The following is a 19273-nucleotide window of genomic DNA, read 5'->3' as shown; positions in this document are numbered from 1 at the left end:
AAAACTAATTTTTTTAAATAATGAAGAATTTACTTGTACTATTTGCCTCTAGCCTATTATTCATCTCTTGCCAATCCTCTTCGGAAACAAAGCCACTTAATTTGGATGATTACACTTGGAAAGATATTAAAGCAGAAGGACAAGCTCAGGAAATGACAATGATGATGTGGAAAGGAGATCCAAAAATCAATGTCTACATGCAGGAATATATAAAACCCAAATTACTTAAAAAGCACAATATCGATTTGACGATTGTAGATGGACAGGGTAACTATATTGTACAAATGCTAATGGCAGAACTACAGGCTGGTGCAAACACTAGTGAAATTGATCTGATGTGGATTAATGGCGAAACCTTTTATCAACTGCGACAGATCGACGCCTTGTTTGGACCTTGGACGAGTAAGCTTCCTAATGCTAGTAATATCGATTTTGAAAATCCTTTTATTGGTAAAGATTTCCAGCAAGCTATTGATGGTTACGAAATGCCTTGGGGAAATGTACAAATGACACTTATTTACAATCAAGATAAAATTCAACAGCCGCCACAAACTAGAGCAGAACTCTTAAGCTTTGTGAAAGAGCATCCAGGGAAATTTACATGGAATAATCATTTTACTGGGCTAACGTTTATGAAGGCTCTATTAATGGATATTGCTGGAGGGGCCGAAGTATTAAAAGGCGAATTCAATGAAGACTTATATGCGAAATACAGTGACGAATTATGGATATACCTCAACCAACTAAAACCCTATTTATGGCGACAGGGTGAAGTTTTTCCTGAAAATGTGGCCCAGATGCATCAATTGTTTGCCAATGGCGAATTGTTATTTACCATGAGCAATAACGATGCTGAAGTTGATAATAAGGTAGAAGAAGGTTTATTTAAGAAAAGCTCAAGAGCCTATGTCCCTGAATTTGGCAGTATTCAAAATTCTCATTACTTAGGAATCAGTAAGCTTTCAAAGAAAAAGCTTTCTGCTATGCTAGTGGTTAATGAATTAATTTCAGAAGAAAATCAGCTTGAGAAAATGAAACCAAGTGTGTGGGGGGATGGAACCGTTTTACAAGTCTCAAAACTGGATTCTGTTTTTCAAAAGAAATTCAATTCGATTGCTCAACGTCATTATGCTCCACCTAGAGAGGATATTCAGAAGAAAGCTTTACCAGAATTAGCGCCAGAATATATGATTCGTTTAGCAGAAGACTTCAAGAAAAACCTTATTGACTAGATAATTTATGATCAGCATTAAACAAATAATATCCTGGAAAACAGCCTTATTCATCTTGATGTTGCTTCCTATGATGTTAGGTTTAGGTTATGGTTTACTGTATAGCTTTGGGGTCATTGGCTTACTCAATACTGGTTTTACGACAGAGCACTGGAGCGATGTTCTCTTGAATTTTAACTTTTGGAAAAGCCTTTTGTTCAGCTTTGGTATTGGGCTTATAAGTGTTGGGATAAGCCTAGTCATCGCGCTTTGGATGGTCGTCAACTGGCATCACGATCTTAGGAAAGGAAAATTAAGTACTCTCATTTATTTGCCATTAGCCTTCCCAGCGACGGTAGTTGGCTTTTTCATTTTCCAAAGTTTTTCTAAAACAGGATTCTGGTCTAGACTCCTCTACCAGACAGGTGTCATTTCAGAAATTGAGGATTTCCCAAGCTTAGTCAATGATGCGTATGGAATAGGGATTATTCTTGCTTCCACCTTTATCATCACACCCTTTTTGAGCCTAATACTAAAAGGGATTTTTGAAAATGAAGATGTGACTAGATTTCAACACATCGCAAAAAGTTTGGGTGCGAGTCAACGGCAGGTTTTAGTAAAAATAACACTGCCTATCTTACTTCAAAAGGCAAAGACAAGTCTGCTTTTATTTTTAATTTTTGTAATCGGTAGTTATGAGATTCCATTGTTGTTGGGACGCCAAAACCCTAAAATGATAACTGTAGCTATTGTAGATAAAGCCCAACGCTTCAACCTAGATGATATTCCACAAGCATATGCTATGGCCATTGTCTATGTCTTGTTCTTGCTCTTTCTCTTTTTTGGATTTCAAAGATTAGCAAAGCTAAAAACGAAAGCTTATGCGTAAACAGATCGGTCAAAGCATAGTAGGTTTCATCATTTTATTTCCTATTGTATTCCTTTTAATTTTATCGTTTGGTAAACAATGGTTCTATCCACATATCCTGCCCAATCTATGGCAAACGTCGCAATGGGAATCTCTTTTTAGCCCGAGTTTTCAACTTACAAAAAGTTTAGGATTGTCATTGCTTTTGTCAATTTCGGTAGGTTTAGTTTCGACAGTGACTGCCTTTTATTTTTCCAAAAAAATAGCCTACTCTTATAACAAAACGACTTGGCTATCTTTAGCTTATGTACCTTATCTGCTCTCTCCCATTATTTTTGCAGTACTCATTCATTTTTACTTTTTAAAAACGGGGCTCTCAGGTTCGCTTTTAGGCGTTATTATCGCTCAATTTTTAATCTGTTTCCCCTTTGGTATTATTATTTGTTCGACCTTTTGGACTGCCCAAATTCAGTCTTTAGAAAACTTGAGTTCCACTTTAGGTGGGTCATCTACTCAAACTTTAAAACGTGTCCTCTTGCCTTTAGCTAAATCGACACTTCTACTCTGCTTTTTTCAATGTTTTTTAATCTCTTGGTTCGAATATGGCCTTACGCATTTCATAGGAGCAGGAAAAGTAAAAACACTTACTGTGAGCGTTTTTTCTTACGTGAATGAAGCAAATCCCTTCTTGGCAGCCTTAGCTGGATTTTTATTGATTTTACCTTCTGTTTTACTTTTGTTAGCGAACAAAAAACTTATTTTCAAAACTTCTAATAAGCGTCCCGATTATGAGTGAATTCTTGAACATAGACGATTTATCAAAAACATTCCAAGGTCAAACGATTTTGAATGGCATTCATTTGAATTTAAAATCCAATACCGTCTTGAGTATTCTCGGTAAGTCTGGAAGTGGAAAAACCACCTTATTAAAAATAATTGCCGGCCTAGAGGATGCAGACCAAGGACATATTTCCCTAGAAGGAAAACCGGTAATGACAATAAAACCTCAAGAGAGAAATATCGTATACCTATATCAAGAGTCCTTACTATTTCCACATTTAAATATTTTTGAAAACATTGCCTTTGGTTTACGACTACAGAAAAAAGGTAAAGCTGAAATTGAAGAAAGGGTAATACAGATGTTAGGAACCATTGGATTAGAACATATGAAATACAAATCCCCAAACCAATTATCTGGGGGTGAAAAACAAAGAGTAGCTTTTGGAAGAGCCATCGTTGTGGAGCCTAAATTATTGCTTTTGGACGAGCCTTTTGGAGCTTTGGATGTGGAAACAAGACACGGTATGCAACAGCTCTTTAAAGACTTGGCAAAACAGCTGTCTATTTCTGCTTTGTTTGTGACTCACGATTTGAAAGAGGCTATTATTATGGGGGACGATATTGGCAAAATTGAAAATGGAAATTACAAAGCTTACACCTCTAAAAAAGAGTTTTATGAGGATGCCAAATCCGGAGTAACAGATGAAATTGATTTTTGGAGCAATCTACAACTTGATGAGTTTTCCAAATCATAAAATAGAAGCCATGGAAAAGAAAAAAGTATGGATAGACACCGATTTGTCTGTAGGAATGAGAAACTATGAGGGCGGAGGCTATAGTGACGTTGATGATGGCTATGCTGTTTTACAACTTTTTAAAGCCGAAAACATAAAGATCACCGGTTTAAGTGCCGTTTTTGGCAATACAAAAATTGAGGATGCCAACAGGCTTTCTCAAATTATGGTTGATGAATTTGCGCCTTATAACATTCCAGTTTATAAGGGTGCAGGAACAAAACTAAATCTTGATAACGTAGAAACCAATGAAGCTGTAGAAGCCCTTTCTGAACGCTTAAAAAAAACGCCCCTGCATATACTCGCTATAGGACCGGCTACAAATATTAGCACACTGCTTTTGCTCTATCCGGAATTAAAATCACAAATAAAAGAAGTGGTGCTTGTTGCTGGGAGACGGAAGCCAACATCTTATTTTAAGATCGGAAAAACTGAAATAGAGCATGCGCCTGACCTTAATTTTGATCTGGATAATGATGCCTTTAGAGTCTTATTTGAAAGCGGAGTGAAAGTCGTTCTCTGTCCATTTGAAATCTCAAATAAAGTGTGGATCACTGAAAAGGATTTAAACCATTTAAAAAATAGTAATGCAGCTGGTGAATGGCTTTCCGAAAAATCCCAGCCCTGGTTGCAACAATGGGTAGATAGTGGTGAAAAGGGTTTTAATCCATTCGATGTGTTGGCAAGTCATTACCTCATGGAACCCGAAGATTTAATAAAAGAAGACCTAAAGGCACACCTGGAAATTCATCCTAATGACATGTTACTAAGCACGCCTAAACATCATTTTAAACACTATCTTATTTGTGATCAAACTGAAGGTTTCCCAGTGACCTATTGCCATGATGTCATTGAGAATTATCATCATAAATTGATGGAAAGCCTTTTAAAATAAACTGAAAAAGAAAGATTTTGAAAAAAGTAGAGCAGTTAACAGCAGATAAGACTAGCCTTGAAAGTTATCTTAAAGGACAGGCTTGGTTGCTACTGAATGAAAAGATAACAGCAATAGAAATTCCGGGTGCAGGAAATATGAATTTCGTAATTCGAGTAAAAACCAGGGAGCGTAGTTTTATCATAAAACAAAGCCGTGAGTATGTAGAGAAATACCCCCAAGTAGCAGCTCCTGTTGAACGTGCGCTTCGAGAGGCAGAATTTTATCAACTCATTTCTAAAAAAGAAAGTATAAAAAACAAGATGCCAAAACTCATTGGCGTCGATAAGAAAAACCATGTCTTAAATCTTGAAGATTTAGGAAATGGTGTAGATTATACGTTTTTATATCAAAAAAATATGCATCTAGACGTCGCTGAACTTGAGGAAATAATGACTTTTGTTGCCAAGCTGCATAAAACCATCAACACCAAAACAAATAAAGCTAGGCTACCCAACAGAGAGATGCGCAAACTCAATCATGAGCATATATTTATTTATCCCTATCTCAGTGACAATGGACTACATCTAGACGACATCCTTCCCGGTTTACAAGAGGTTGGACTAGCATTTAAAGAGGACATGTCTTTAAAACATGCTGTAAAAAAATTGGGCGATCGGTATTTAGAGGATGGAAAAACTTTACTCCACGGAGATTATTACCCCGGGAGTTGGTTGAAGACCGAGGACGGTATTAAAATTATTGATCCGGAATTCTGCTTTTTCGGAGATGTGGAATTTGAAATAGGGGTCACTCTCGCTCATTTAAAAATGGCAAATCAACCTGATGCCCTAGTTGAAAAAGCACTTAAAATTTATAAGGATTTGAATGCCATCGATGATTTACTCTGTAAACAATTCATGGCTATAGAAATCTTAAGACGTATTCTTGGTTTAGCACAATTACCACTAAGCTTTGATCTTGAAGAGAGAAAGGCTTTATTGAATGAAGCACGAGAAATTCTGGTAACAAAGGGAATATCTTAAAAAAACTGATTTAAAGATTTAAACAAAAAAAACAGAGAGGTGAATTACAAAATTTTTATTTTAATTGGCATATTGGGAGGGGTTCCCTTTTTTGGACTTTCTCAGAACTCTATAGAAGAAGCTATAGACAAGTACAATTCCAACACAGTTGACTACATATCAGTAGAGGAATTAGCAAGTCTTTTGAAGACGAATAAAAACGTAAAACTCTTAGATGCCAGAGAACCTTCAGAATATGCAATAAGTCATCTACAAAATGCGATTTTTGTAGGCTACGACAACTTCGAAATGAGCTCTATTCAAGATCAAATCCAGCTCCAAGACACTCTTGTGGTCTATTGCTCTATTGGCGTCCGGTCCGAAAAAATTGGTGAAAAGCTAAAAAAAGCAGGTTACAAAAACATATATAACCTTTACGGGGGGATGTTCGAATGGTTCAATAAAGGCTACCAAATTTATGACCACGAAAACAAGAAGACTCAGAAAATTCATGCCTACGATAGGTTTTGGGGGAAGTTTCTAGACCGAGGACAAAAGGTATATTAATGGATAGATTAGTCATCGTTTTTGCGAAGAATCCAGAACTCGGCAAGTGTAAAACTCGCCTAGCTGCTGGTATTGGTGATGAAAATGCTTTAGTTGTTTACAAAGCTCTAATTCGACATACCGCTCAAGTCCTAAGCAAGGGTAAGGAAGATTGTGTTGTCTTTTATTCAGAAGACCTTCAAACTAATGATTTATGGGAAGATGCCAATTTTCAAAAGCAAGTTCAGTCCCAAGGCCACTTAGGTGAAAAGATGAAAGCCGCCTTTGATTGGGGATTTCATAAAGGCTATAAACAAGTATGCATTGTAGGGAGCGATTTGTTAGAACTTGAGGTTTCCGATATTCATAATGCTTTCCAAGCTTTAGAAACCCATGATTTAGTCTTTGGTCCAGCTGAAGACGGCGGGTATTATTTAATGGGCATGTCTGCTATTTACCCTGAAGCTTTTAAGAATAAGGCTTGGAGCACAGAACTAGTTTTAAAAGAAACCTTACAAGATTTAAAGGGCAAATCTTTTCAACTCCTCAAAGAAAAAAACGACATTGATACCGTTGATGATTTAAAAAAACATAAAGAATTTCATCACTTCATTCCCCATAAGTTTTTGAAATAAAAATACAATGATAAATGAAAAATAGATTAGAGAAAACAGTAAATTACCTTAAAGACAAGGGCTTCGAGTCTCCACAAGTAGGAATCATTTTGGGCACAGGCTTAGGTAAACTTGTAGAACACATAGATATAGAAGTCGAAATTAGTTATAACCATATCCCTCATTTTCCTACTGCTACAGTAGAATTTCACCAAGGTAAATTCATTTACGGTACGCTAAGCGGGAAAAAAGTAGTCGTGATGCAAGGCCGCTTTCATTTTTACGAGGGCTACTCTTTACAAGATATCACGTATCCCGTCCGCATCATGAAAGAATTAGGAATAGAAAAGCTATTGGTTTCCAATGCTGCTGGCGCCATCAACAAAACCTTTAAGAAGGGAGAATTGATGCTGATCGATGACCATATTAACCTTCAAGGAGGATCTCCATTAGCCTTTAAAGGCGTTTCCAAGCTAGGTGAACGCTTTGTAGACATGCTAGCTCCATATGATAAAGATATGAATGCAGGCTTTCTAAAAGCAGCTAGAGCCTTAGATATCACCTTGCATAAAGGCGTATATGCTTCTGTGGTGGGACCTCAATTAGAAACCCGAGCAGAATACAGGTATCTTGGTCTCATTGGAGCAGATGCAGTGGGCATGAGCACGGTACCCGAAGTTATTGTGGCTAACCACTTAAAGCTTCCTGTTTCGGCCATTTCAGTTTTGACAGACGAGTGTGACCCAGACGATTTACAACCCGTCAACATAGAAGAAATCATTGCCACGGCTAATAAGGCAGAACCTCATCTCATAGCTTTATTTCAAACCATTTTAAAAGAGTTTTAGGGCGTTTATAGGGCTTTCCATTCCAAGTGCGCAGAGTTTATTGCACAGCAGCAGCTTCCACAATGAGCTTCCTAAGGTCGCTATTGTGTCAGGCTGCTATTGCAAAAACTGCTTTACGCGCTTTTCATTTCAATCCCTAACGCAGATCCGTTCACCTCATCAAAAAAGTTTAAGTTTGCGGTAATCAGTTATCTTATAAATGAATTCAAAGTCTGGCTTAACCTTTTGCTTCCTAGTATTCTTAACCATTGGTTTTGCCCAAGAGAAAAAGAACTCAGATATATTCCATGTGGATTATTTGTACGGAAAAATCATGAGGCATAGTCCACAAATTTTGCATCTTATCCAGGGGCCAACTCAAGGTGTCTTACTTTCTTGGGAACGGGAAACCTTTGGAGAAAAAGATTGGCAACAGCTCTTTAATTACCCCAGTTATGGGGCCTCTTTACTCATCCAAGACATGGGTTCGCCAGAACTCGGTAAGGTCTACAGCCTTTATGGAGAGTATAAATTCTTTTTTTGGCATAGAAAACTCAGCCTGAAAGCTGGACTTGGGGCAGGCTATATTCCCAACTCATACGATCCTTTGACCAACCCAAGAAATACAGCTTATGGCTCTATGTTTACAGGTTCTGTTTTATTTGGTTTAGAGTATCGCTTTCAAAATATTTTCAATTCACCCGTTGACTTTAAGTTTGGGACATTTCTTGTTCACTACTCCAATGGGAAAACTAAATCGCCAAATACCAGCACCAATAACTATGGCTTACAAGTTGGACTGAGTTACGACTTCCATCAAACTGAAAAGGAATACAAAACCACTGTTTTAGAACCTGTTTCAAAACGATGGTCCTGGGATTTTTTGGTGGCAACAGGAGCAAATGATAGTGGAATTTGGGGAGAACCCAATGAAGCTTTTCTAACGTTAACTACTTCCGTAAATAAAAGACTATCTCACCGCAGTGGAATACGATTTGGATTAGATGCATTCTTCACCCCTTCAGTGAAAACATTTATTAACTATAGGGCAGTCGCATTTCAAGAAGAAAATAACTTCCAAGGTGACGAAGATTGGAGGAGAGTTGGATTATTTTTAGGTCACGAACTTTATTTAGGGCCATGGAGTGTACTTTCTCAAGTGGGTTACTATATTTATTATCCAGTTGATTACCTGGATAGAGAATATATAAAAGTAGGTTTAAGACGCTATATTACAGAGAATTTTTATATGTCCCTTTTACTCAAGTCGCATTATTCAAAAGCAGAAGCTATAGAATATGGAATAGGAATACGCTTATAAAAACCCGTCATTGGAATTTAAAATGAATGCATAACACCAACAGGCTTACATGAAAAAATATATCGCTATATTAATTTCTACTTTCTTTCTCAATTCTTGTGATGCAGATTCTACAAAGGATTGTCTTCGGGGAAGTGGTAAAACTGAAACGCGAGTCTTAGACATTTCTGGATTGGAACAACTTACCATCAGAGAAAATATAAGCCTGGAAATCACCTTTAGTACAGAGGAAAGTTTGGAAATTACCGGAGGGAAATACCATTTAGATCAATTAGAAATTGTTCAAAACGGTAATGAGTTTGAATTCAAAGTCGATGGACTTTGTAGTACTGGTTTTTCTGAAGCGCCCATTGTTATAAAGCTAAAAAGCTCAAGACTGAAATACGTCAGAAATTCTTCTCAATTTGATGTGATAAGTACAAATACGTTGGAGTTTGAAGAGCTCTCGTTGGTATCTGAAGATTTCAATGACACTGAAGCCTTAAGCTTGGGTAACTTCAACATTGAGGTTGATAATGCTTTAGTAAACATAACAGGCTCAGGAATATCGGACTTTGAATTAAGTGGGAAAACTAAACGCCTCAACTTTGGTACGTTTTCTGGTTCGGGCACTGTTTTAGCTCGCCAACTAGAAGCTGAAGTTGTTACTTTTTTCCATCGGTCTTTTAGAAATGCAGTAGTCACTCCAATCCAGCGTTTGGAAGGGGAAATTCGCTCATCCGGTAATCTCATCAGCACAAAAAAACCTCCACAAGTTGACGTGGAGGCGTTTTATACAGGTGAGCTTATTTTTGAATAAGCCTATTATTTATTAATCTCTTGAGACCTCAAGAATTTCAAAAGTAATCTTCCCATTTGGCACTTCAATCTCAGCGATATCTCCCGCCTCTTTTCCAAGTAAACCTTTACCAATTGGGGAGTCAACAGAAATTCTACCCGCTTTTAAGTCGGCTTCGCTTTGAGCCACTAGTTTATAGGTCATTTCTTGATTCATCTTCACATTTTTCAACCTCACTTTGCTATGAATCAACACCTTTGAAGTATCCAATTGAGACTCATCAATCACCCTTGCATTAGACACAACTTGTTCAAGCTTTGCTATTCTCATTTCAAGCATGCCCTGAGCTTCTTTTGCAGCGTCATATTCAGCATTTTCACTTAGATCCCCTTTATCTCTAGCATCTGCAATATCTTGTGAAGCTTTTGGACGCTCAACATCTCTAAGTTGGTCCAACTCAGCTCTCAACTTTTTCAATCCTTCTTCTGTATAGTACGATACTTTACTCATAATTCCTACGTTTATATATAACAAAAAAAGAATCCCGAATATTTCGAGATTCTATACTACAAATATAATATTTTTGAACAATCAAAGCCATAAGGCACTAAAAATTAATATGAAAGCTATCTTATTCTTGATAGGATTTACTCTTTTAGTAAGTTGCGAAAGTGACGATAACCAAAGACGAAATCCCAATTTACTCAACATAAATGTGAATTACGAAGTCAATTTAAGTCTTCCTCAATTTAACAATCTCAAATTTAGTGGTAATTCAGTTTATATTCCGGGACAAGGTAATTTAGGACTTATCGTTGTTAATTCAGGAAGTAGTTATTTGGCTTGGGATGCAGCAGACCCAAACTTAATACCCGAAGATTGCTCAAGGCTTATCATCGACGGTCTAAACGCCTCTTCAAGATGCAACGATCCTGGCAATAGTTATAGCCTAGTGACAGGTCAACCTCTTGAAGGGGATTTAAGATATCCACTGTTTGCCTATAGAATTACAGAAAGCGGTGGAGTCTTAAGGATTTTCAATTAAGCCGACTATAAATGCGTTTTTGACTAAATTGAAAGTTAACTTTTGATCCTTTTTCTAAATTCACTTCAGAAATAGCAAAGATACTTTTAGATTGATACTTCATCTCTACTAAATAATTTGAGCCTTTAAAATACCTCGATTTTACTTCAGCCTGAAAATCTCCTTCTTGGATAATTTCAATCTCATGAGGATAAATGATAATCTCTGGTGTCTTAGAATCAAGTCCAAACTCCTTTGGGTCTAGTAGGTTCACATCCCCAAAGAGCGAAGCGCAATAAAAGTTCTTAGGCTTGGAATACACTTCAGTTGTCGGGCGAAAGTCCAAGGGTTTCCCGTTTTTAAGAACCATGGTATAATCTGAAAATGGCAAGACATCATCTGCATCATGGGTCGCAAAAATACAAATGATCTTTTCTTTCTTTAAAAATTGAAATAAACGCCGTCTCAATTGATGTTTCAAAAATTGATCAATATGGCTAAAAGGCTCATCTAACAAGACAACTCCTGGTGGTTTAGCCAAAACCTGGGCAATTGCTACTCTTTGTTTTTGCCCACCACTCAGCGTTTTTACTTTCTGGTCTTTGACATCTTCTAGGTCAAAAAGAGCAACAAGTTCATCGCTTCTTTTCTTATTTTCTTGTGGAGTTTCTCTCGATAAGTATTTTTGAATATTCTCTTCTGAAGTTGTAAACGGCATTAAATCGAACTCTTGTGACAGATGTTTGAAACTTGGAAACCCGGGTACCAAATTATGAGCCGGGCCTAAAACTCGATCATTTTTCCAATGGATTGAACCTTCATCTAAATCAAAAAGCCCGTAAATGGCTTTAATAAGGGTACTCTTACCACAACCACTTTCTCCAATTAAAGCTAGGTGATCGCCTGTCTTCAATTCAAAGTTGATTTCTGAAATACCTTGACCATTCTCGTGGAAATAACTCAGGTCATTGACTTTAAGCATGAAAAACTATTTTTTGCAAATGTAAACAAAGCAAAAAGACCAAAGTCTTCTGACTTTGGTCTTAGAGTTGTAATTTTTAAAATCTATTACTGAACTAGAAGTTTTTGAGTAAAGGTTTTACTTCCAGATTCAACTAAAACAATATACATTCCAGAATTCAGCTGCTCAACACCCACACGTTGATTGCTATCTGACATTTTTGATAGAATCAATTTACCATTTAAGTCGTAGATATCAACTTTAGAATTTGAAAGGTCAGTATTCGTCAAACTTAAGTTGAAATAATCTTGAGCTGGATTTGGATAGATTCCAAAGGTTTGTGTTTCAAAACCATCGTTAGAAAGCGCACAGTTTAATACGTCACTTGGTGGAAGATCAAAAGCCTCAACTTGATCGGATCTACTACCAGAACTTCCCTGTTCAGCACTCCATCCTAAACCTCTTTTAGCAAAAACTTCCCAAATTAAGCATTGATTAACCCCGTCATTAGCCAAAATATCAGCTTGTAAAATGGCATCTCGACCATCTATAAATCCAGGAGAACAGCCTTGTAATTTCATTCCGTCGATAACAAGTTGCATATTTATATTATTACCACCAGTTCCATTATATAAATCAGAATCAAAACCATATTGATCAATTAAAGCCCAATTCAAATCCCAAAGCATCGTAGCCCAAACAAAACCAATACCATGAGGTCTACTCAAGCTTGGGTTATTGGTAAGATCGTAAGTAGACGGGTTAACAGAAAAGTCTGTACTGTATCTAAAGGGTCTGATTCCTGAACCAGTTACTTCTTGATTGGTTGCGTAAGTTCCAATTCCTCTTCCTTCGGTAGCAATATCATCTGCTGAAATGGTCATCATTAAACCTAACCAATCGCTCCAACCTTCACCCATTTGCTCATCGTTGCCTAAACAACCTGCATTTTGTGCTCCAGCGGTTAAACGGTTAGAAACACCGTGACCATACTCATGTGCTATAATACCATTGTCAAAATCACCGTCTATCTGATATGGTCCGTTATTAACCAAAAAGCCTGAGACATTTTCTTCTGCAATTAAAGCGGCTATAATAGCCTCTCCGTCGGCTTGACTTACCATTATAGAGGGAATCACTATATCTCCTGCACCTTCGCCACCCATTGTTATAGGTGCTCCAGGAACATTATTTACCATGATAACCGCTAAAGCACCTGCTTCTTGAGCTTTTAAAATTTTACTTACGAAAGTACAATCCCCTCTTCTTATGAGTACAATTTTTTGATCTAACTCATCAGGGTTGGTTATAGGTTGACAAATATCATTTTCATCTGGGTCTATTTCCTCGTCTTTAGCCAATGCAAAATTGGCTATGATCGCTTCTGAAGTTAATGCGGGACCAAAACCGGCTGGTATACCGTCATAATCCCCTGCAAGGTTTTCTGGAGTTTCTATTGTAAGCGGTGCCTCCGGCGGTCCAGAAGCTGACCATAAAAACATTTGCATTCTTGGTCTAGACCCATCTGGCGGTGTCCCAAAATTAGCATTATTAAGTCCTGCTCCATCCTGAGCTTCAGCTCTTACGAAATCGTTTCCAAAAGCTTGACCCGTGTAGTTCGTTTGTTGAAAATTTCCAGAAGCTTCATCAAATCCATAATAGGACCACATATCATGAATAATGTTATTCCAGTAAAATAAGTTTGTTATAGCTGCGTCCTCATTAAGTTGAGGAGGCTGATTGAAATCTAAAGGAAAATCAAAATTTAAATCTTCCCCACCATCAGGCGAATATCCTGCAACGTTTGCAGCGCCTCTATCTTCATAAGCATATACATTATTACCCCTAGTAATGGTAAAATCTGGTCCTACTTCTCCATTTATATCATGCCATCCAAAGGGTGAGAACTCACTGTCTGAAGGGTCTGTTACTATCGCTCTATCCCCGTGAATAGGAGATTCAATAGGATAAGGATATACATTGTAAACGGCGCCGTCTTGTAAAAGATTTGCACCTGTAGTCTCTTGGATTTGGAAAGGTGGTCTGAATGTTCTGCCCACAATAGTAGAATGGTCGAAATTACAATTGACAATCCAATCCATTTTATCTAGTATTCTACCATTTGATGCATCCACTCTAACGCTCCACCAATGTGAACCGTCTATCATGTGAATTGATAAATCCCAAGCTAAATTTAATACGCCACTTTCAGATTTGTAATAAACAAGCTGAACAGGAATGTCATCAATCGAAACTCCAGATTTAGATAAAATTAAGTTGTTTGAAGACTTAGTCTCTAGAATTGAAATATTGGTAGGATTACCAATACCTAATTGAGTAGAAGCAGCATTTACGGCTTGTTCTGGAGTTAGTGCCGGGGTTTGAGTTGATATTCTTGAAGCTAAATCAACCTCATAATCGTGCTTAGCATATTTCACCAAGCTATTTCTTATTGCAAAATTTCCTATTGCATTATGAACAGGAATTCCAAAATAGGTTTGCTGAACATAAATAATATCAGCATTTGTACTTTTAGAAAAGTGTTGTGAAGCGACAATTAAATTAGAGAAATCTTCTGTAAGCAAGAAATTCTCAGATTGCTTTTGTTCTAAATAATTCTTTACGATATCAATTTCAGACTGAGCGCTCATTAAGGATACCGAACTGAATACCAATAAGAATAGGAGTAATTTTAGTTTCATGTTATTATATAATTATATCTAAAGCAACTTAATTAAAAACTTTCTTAAACAAGACTAACACTTGTTAATTTTTATCAATAAAAAAGCTGACTTCTAAGAAGCCAGCTTTAAAGAATAATTTATTGGACTGAATTTTATTTAGCTTCGGCCCACATTGAGCTTTCATACTCTGCGACTTTCCCTTGAAGCAAAGCTAAGTTTTGTTCTCTGGAAGCATTTGGATCTATTTGTATTGTTTCACCATTTGGAGTATGCACCATATAGAATCCATCTTTCATAGACGCTAATTTAATCAGCTCTCCCTCTTCATTTATTGAGTTCCAAGATTTATTTTCTGGGGTATACACCATTTCTAAAGTTTCACCTTTATTTTCTCCAGAAAGCACTTCAATGGAAAAGTGATTTTGAGTGGCTGTCATTTTTACATCTTGTCCATTAACTTTAGCATATTGTATTTCTTTTTCACCTTTTGCCATAGCAATAGGATTATCTCCTGTCCAGAATTCTAGAACGTTAAAGAATAAAACATCCCCAGCGATGAATAATCCGTAAACAGGTACAATGTTGAGAGCCCAAAAAATTAAATTGTCCAGAAATTTATTGTCGGTGACACCGTCGTTCCAATCTCTTAAAGAATTAAACGCACTAAACGAGCCTAAGCAACTTGTGCTTAATAAAGTCATGGATAAAGCTCCACAAATAAAAATTTTCTTTTTCATTATGTTAGGTTTTTATGGTTTGAACCTACAATATAACTTGAAATATCTAAAATTGATTTGGACTAAACAGTAATTTAACAGTCTAATGATCTGCTCACTTCTTGAGAACAGATATAGGCGCTAGTCCAAGCACTTTGAAAATTGAAACCTCCTGTTACAGCATCTATGTTTAAAACTTCTCCTGCAAAGAAGAGATGATCGTGGAGTTTGCTCCGAAAAGTTTTAAAATCAATTTCTTTTAAGTCTACTCCTCCAGCAGTGACAAACTCGTCTTTAAATGTACTCTTTCCGTTGACGTGCAATTCGCTTTTACACACTACTTCAGCAAGACTTTGAAGCTGAGCTTTGTTAATATCGGACCAATTTAAATCTTTATCTATATTAATATACTTTAGCAAACTCTGCCAAAGTCGCTTAGGCAAACTCTCTATAACGGCAGAATAAATAAGTTGCTTGGGATGCAAGGTTTTGAGGTCTTCAAAATAAAATTTCAAAGACTCTACGTTATGATCTGGAAGCCAATTTACTTTCAATTGAAATTGATGGCTCAATTCGTTAAATATTCTAGCACCTCTTGAAGAGAGCTTTAAAATGCAGGGACCACTCATCCCCCAATGAGTAATTAAAAGCGGACCAGAAGAGTGTAATGTTTTCAGTTTCTGTTTAGATATTCCCCTGTCTTTGGTTGTAAACACTTCAACCTCGGCATTTACACTTATTCCGGACAAACCCTCTATTCGTGAATCTTTACTATTAAATGTGAATAAAGAGGGAACAGGATCTATAATCTTATGCCCTAAAGTTTGGACGAGTTTCCACATTTTTGGACTACTCCCCGAAGCGATAATGAGTTGTTTTGTATGAAAAATTGCTTGAGAACTCTTTAGCTCCCAAAAGTAATCTTGGTTCTCGATTGGATTGATCTCATCTATTCCTGTTTGCGTTTTGACTTCGATACCAAAGGTGTCCACTTCTTTTTGAAAGCAATCTATAATCGTTTGGGAAGAATCTGAAGTGGGAAAAACTCTGTTGTCGCTTTCAATCTTTAAGCGCACTCCCTTTTCCTCCAACCAAGCCATCATATCCCCAGTCATGAATTGATGAAAAGGACCTAGCAATTCTTTATGTCCTCGAGGATAATTTTTAGATAATTCTTTAGGGTCAAATTCTGCATGGGTCACATTGCAACGACCTCCTCCAGAAATCTTGACTTTATTCAGAACATTCTTACTTTTTTCTAAAATGATGATATTTAACGCTGGATTTAATTCAGCACTATTAATGGCAGCAAAGAAACCTGCGGCACCTCCACCAATTATAGCAACGTCTGTTTCTATTATAGTCAATCGATTTATTTTCTTGCAAAAATAGACTAAAACTTAAACTTCGCTAAAAGAATGATGACTCTATTTGTATTGGGCCTAAGGGCTATTAATTTAAAGAAGAAACAATTTGTTTGGCTAAGAATTTCTGGCCAAATTCTGAATTTAGATATTTCATATCCTCTGCATTGGATAGAAAGCCAAGTTCAATCGTCACCGCAGGGCAGTCTACATTTTTTAATAAATAAAAATTTGCAGATTGAAGCGCTGATGTCTGAAAGTCTTTCTTTTTGAAGGATTCTAAAATCTTAGCCCCAAAATAGGAAGACTTGACTGTAAAGTCATTGTTCGCTACAAAAACCTCTACGCCATTTCGATCCCTGTCTTGAGAATAATTAGCGTGTAAAGAAATAACTAAGTCTGGAGATAAGGTTTTGATCCGTGACACTCTATCCTGAAGGGAAATGAACTCATCTTCAGTTCTCAGTAAAATAATTTCAATATTTTTATCAGAACATAAAGCTTTAAGTTGTGAGGAAACATCCGCAACAATTTGCTTTTCTAAAATAGAATTGAGTTGAGCACCTCCATCTTTTCCACCGTGTCCAGCGTCGATGACTACTTTAATTTTTTTGGGATTCGTTGGGTCAGCGATAGCTTGACTAAAAGTAAAACACAAGCACATCAAAACACAAATTAGTTTCATAACGAAATCATTTAAAAATTGAATGTAAGAATTTTTTTTTATAAATTATGCTTTTTTTATGAAAAAAATAAACTTTGAGTCTCATAATGAATAAGTTAAATCCTTGTGTGATTTGGTAATTAATATTTGTATGCAGATATCGGTCTTCAGGATTAGAAAATAAGTTTTTGTATTGCTCTGCGAACTTATAAAGCCTGTCAATTAGATAAAGACTATTGGAGGTTTCCAAATAAAAGGAGTCCAATTGTTTTCTTGCCAGTTAGTCGTAAAGCAATTCACGATTCTCAATTGAAATCTGAAGATCTTCAATCTCTTGTCCGTCTTGACCATAAGTATAGAAAGAAATGAAATCAGCTGATAAAGAAGTCTTTTTGTCAAAATTTTAAAAACAGATTTAGTGCGGCGGGATAATAAATTTTTAAAACCTTACACAAAAAAAGAGAACTCAAAAGGCTAGCTCTTCATCAAAGCTCGAAAACTTCCACCTTTCTAGGCATAAACTCCAAGACTTGCTCCTCCACTGCGTTTGGCAAATTAACTCCTTGCCTGCCATCCTGAAAGTGCTGACAAACGACTGAGGAATCTTTTTATCCAAAAACTAAAGATTTGTCGTAAAGACAAAAGATTCCTCGTCAAAGCAAAGGGCTTCTCTGTCGGAATAACAGCTGAGAATTCCCCGTTAGAAAAGCGAGATCAGCTTCAGCTCTCATCTTTTTGCAACTAAATATTGGAAATAAAAAAGCTCCTCGGGTAAGAGAAGCTTTTCTTTAAGTACGGGCGGAGTTCCGATAGCTCCTATGTTTGTATTACTATGAAAAATTAGCTTTGTAAATATAAGTGAAAGGGAATAAAAGTCAACCGATGGCTAGGTAATCTTCAAGATATATCGACCGATAGAAATGACCTTATTCCCTTATATTTCTTGGAGTCTGAACAGAATGTAAGGAGCCACTGAGTAATTTGGTATCCAGAATATCCAACTAGGAGAAAAGACGTGAAGAGATATTTCACTTTATTATTTAATTTAACTAACTTAAAATGAAACAATTGGAAAAGGTTTTAAAAGAAGTCGCGGGTATTGATGTTGCCCAAAAGGAATTAGTGGTGTCATTAGGTAGGCTGTTGGAGAGCTTAAGTATTGAAATCTTTGCATACAAAGTATTTGTAAATAGTGACAAAGGGATTCAATCGATGATCGAATGGGTATCCTCCTGTTGTGAGAATGCCGCTCAGATGCGATATGTAATGGAAGCGACCGGAGTGTACCACGAGAGATTGGCATACGCATTAGAAAGTATGAACATTGACTTAAGCGTTATACTTCCCAATAAGATCAGCAACTATGCAAGGTCTCTTGATATTAAAACTGTAACAGATAAGACAGCTTCTCAAGCCATTGCGCAGTTTGGTTTATAGCGTAAACTGGATAATTGGGTTCGGCCTAAGGATATTTACAGAGAATTAAAACAGTTGACCAGAGAGCGTGATCAGATTGTTGAAGAAAGGGCTATGGTGAAAAATCAGAGACACGCAGAAAAGTCAGAAGCTATGCCTAATCAAAAGAGCCTTGTTCGAATCGAAGATAGAATCAAATTCTTAAATCGACAGGAAAAAGAAATCAAATTGGACATAGCAACATTACTTAAAAGTCACCCAGAGTTAAAGCAAAGAGTAAATAATATTTGTACTATACCTGGGGTAGGAGAACTGACTGCTGTAACAGTACTGGCAGAGACTAATGGATTCGAACTCATTAGAAACAAAAAGCAACTGACCAGTTACGCAGGCTTTGATGTAAAGGAAAAACAGTCGGGAACATCAATAAAAGGTAAACCTCGAATATCAAAGAGAGGCAACAGGCATCTAAGAAAATCAATGCATCTTCCATCTCTATCCTCTGTAAAATATAACCAATCGCATAAAGACTTATATGTTAGACTCGTATCAAAAAGTGGAATCAAAATGAAAGCGCTGATTGCTGTGCAGAGAAAAATGCTTGAACTTATTTTTGTGATAGATAAAAACCAGAATCCCTAAGAAAATGACTATCATCAAAAAAGGGTACACCACACGAATGCGGAGGTACCCTTGCAGGCTAACTTATAGTTGCCTTCAGATATCAATATTAAATAAATAAATTGAAATATCACTTGATTATTAACACAGAATCTATCGGAACGAACTCCACTTTTCTATTTGTT

General features: G+C 36.7%; 20 protein-coding genes. 14 read left to right on the top strand and 6 right to left on the bottom strand.

The features are described from left to right. Positions 1-20 precede the first annotated feature (20 nt). From PGOND44_RS07270 to PGOND44_RS07220, 11 genes are all read left to right on the top strand, one after another. A complete protein-coding gene (locus PGOND44_RS07270; RefSeq protein WP_003439157.1) occupies positions 21-1232 on the top strand; it encodes an ABC transporter substrate-binding protein in 1212 nt (403 codons plus the stop codon). A 7-nt stretch (positions 1233-1239) separates the two neighbouring features. Next, positions 1240-2100, top strand: a complete 861-nt coding sequence (locus PGOND44_RS07265) for an ABC transporter permease subunit (protein ID WP_003439154.1) — start codon at positions 1240-1242, stop codon at positions 2098-2100. Beyond that, positions 2093-2875: an ABC transporter permease gene (locus PGOND44_RS07260; RefSeq protein ID WP_003439151.1), complete on the top strand. Its 783-nt coding sequence runs from the start codon at positions 2093-2095 to the stop codon at positions 2873-2875. The genes PGOND44_RS07265 and PGOND44_RS07260 overlap by 8 nt, the downstream gene beginning before the upstream one ends. After that, positions 2868-3614, top strand: coding sequence for an ABC transporter ATP-binding protein (locus PGOND44_RS07255; RefSeq protein ID WP_003439148.1), 747 nt, complete (start codon positions 2868-2870; stop codon positions 3612-3614). The genes PGOND44_RS07260 and PGOND44_RS07255 overlap by 8 nt, the downstream gene beginning before the upstream one ends. Beyond that, positions 3562-4548 carry a nucleoside hydrolase gene (locus PGOND44_RS07250; protein WP_003439145.1) on the top strand — a complete coding sequence of 329 codons (987 nt, stop codon included), beginning with the start codon at positions 3562-3564 and terminating at the stop codon, positions 4546-4548. Before PGOND44_RS07255 ends, PGOND44_RS07250 begins: the two co-directional genes overlap by 53 nt. Before the next feature lie 17 nt (positions 4549-4565). Then, positions 4566-5573, top strand: a complete 1008-nt coding sequence (locus tag PGOND44_RS07245; protein WP_003439142.1) for a phosphotransferase — start codon at positions 4566-4568, stop codon at positions 5571-5573. A 39-nt stretch (positions 5574-5612) separates the two neighbouring features. After that, positions 5613-6119, top strand: coding sequence for a rhodanese-like domain-containing protein (locus PGOND44_RS07240; RefSeq protein WP_003439140.1), 507 nt, complete (start codon positions 5613-5615; stop codon positions 6117-6119). Further along, positions 6119-6733: a TIGR04282 family arsenosugar biosynthesis glycosyltransferase gene (locus PGOND44_RS07235; RefSeq protein WP_003439137.1), complete on the top strand. Its 615-nt coding sequence runs from the start codon at positions 6119-6121 to the stop codon at positions 6731-6733. Before PGOND44_RS07240 ends, PGOND44_RS07235 begins: the two co-directional genes overlap by 1 nt. A 14-nt stretch (positions 6734-6747) precedes the next feature. Continuing rightward, complete coding sequence (locus PGOND44_RS07230) at positions 6748-7560, top strand: purine-nucleoside phosphorylase (protein WP_003439133.1); 813 nt, start codon at positions 6748-6750, stop codon at positions 7558-7560. Positions 7561-7759: 199 nt separating this feature from the next. Further along, a complete protein-coding gene (locus PGOND44_RS07225; RefSeq protein ID WP_003439129.1) occupies positions 7760-8860 on the top strand; it encodes an acyloxyacyl hydrolase in 1101 nt (366 codons plus the stop codon). 49 nt (positions 8861-8909) lie between these two features. Continuing rightward, entirely contained in the window at positions 8910-9659 is a 750-nt protein-coding gene (locus PGOND44_RS07220; RefSeq protein WP_003439127.1) for a GIN domain-containing protein, read from the top strand. Positions 9660-9671: 12 nt separating this feature from the next. Here the strand turns inward: PGOND44_RS07220 and greA are convergent, their stop codons facing one another. Beyond that, complete coding sequence (greA, locus tag PGOND44_RS07215; RefSeq protein ID WP_003439124.1) at positions 9672-10148, bottom strand: transcription elongation factor GreA; 477 nt, start codon at positions 10146-10148, stop codon at positions 9672-9674. Positions 10149-10257: 109 nt separating this feature from the next. Between greA and PGOND44_RS07210 the strand changes: the two genes are divergently transcribed. Beyond that, on the top strand, positions 10258-10683 hold the full coding sequence (locus PGOND44_RS07210) for a Rieske (2Fe-2S) protein (RefSeq protein ID WP_003439122.1): 426 nt from the start codon (positions 10258-10260) through the stop codon (positions 10681-10683). Here the strand turns inward: PGOND44_RS07210 and PGOND44_RS07205 are convergent. The 5 genes from PGOND44_RS07205 to PGOND44_RS07185 all read right to left on the bottom strand — a co-directional run bounded on the left by PGOND44_RS07205 (position 10676) and on the right by PGOND44_RS07185 (position 17072). Beyond that, the gene (locus PGOND44_RS07205) at positions 10676-11644 is read right to left on the bottom strand and encodes an ABC transporter ATP-binding protein (protein ID WP_003439120.1); all 969 of its coding nucleotides are present in this window, start codon (positions 11642-11644) and stop codon (positions 10676-10678) included. The two genes, PGOND44_RS07210 and PGOND44_RS07205, sit on opposite strands and share 8 nt — an antisense overlap. An 86-nt stretch (positions 11645-11730) precedes the next feature. Next, complete coding sequence (locus PGOND44_RS07200) at positions 11731-14325, bottom strand: T9SS-dependent M36 family metallopeptidase (RefSeq protein WP_003439117.1); 2595 nt, start codon at positions 14323-14325, stop codon at positions 11731-11733. A gap of 134 nt (positions 14326-14459) precedes the next feature. Beyond that, positions 14460-15044, bottom strand: a complete 585-nt coding sequence (locus tag PGOND44_RS07195) for a DUF3332 domain-containing protein (RefSeq protein ID WP_003439116.1) — start codon at positions 15042-15044, stop codon at positions 14460-14462. A gap of 74 nt (positions 15045-15118) precedes the next feature. Then, positions 15119-16390, bottom strand: a complete 1272-nt coding sequence (locus PGOND44_RS07190) for a BaiN/RdsA family NAD(P)/FAD-dependent oxidoreductase (RefSeq protein ID WP_003439114.1) — start codon at positions 16388-16390, stop codon at positions 15119-15121. Positions 16391-16475: 85 nt separating this feature from the next. Continuing rightward, positions 16476-17072 (bottom strand): N-acetylmuramoyl-L-alanine amidase family protein, encoded by a 597-nt coding sequence (locus PGOND44_RS07185; RefSeq protein ID WP_003439111.1) that lies wholly within the window; start codon positions 17070-17072, stop codon positions 16476-16478. A gap of 1038 nt (positions 17073-18110) precedes the next feature. Between PGOND44_RS07185 and PGOND44_RS15840 the strand changes: the two genes are divergently transcribed. Both PGOND44_RS15840 and PGOND44_RS15835 read left to right on the top strand, forming a co-directional pair. Next, a complete protein-coding gene (locus PGOND44_RS15840) occupies positions 18111-18488 on the top strand; it encodes an IS110 family transposase (protein ID WP_236611972.1) in 378 nt (125 codons plus the stop codon). A gap of 54 nt (positions 18489-18542) precedes the next feature. Then, a complete protein-coding gene (locus PGOND44_RS15835) occupies positions 18543-19109 on the top strand; it encodes a transposase (RefSeq protein WP_236611971.1) in 567 nt (188 codons plus the stop codon). Positions 19110-19273 lie beyond the last annotated feature (164 nt).

Source organism: Psychroflexus gondwanensis ACAM 44 (assembly GCF_000355905.1).
Classification (GTDB): domain Bacteria; phylum Bacteroidota; class Bacteroidia; order Flavobacteriales; family Flavobacteriaceae; genus Psychroflexus; species Psychroflexus gondwanensis.
This window is presented reverse-complemented; position numbering and strand designations above follow the sequence as displayed.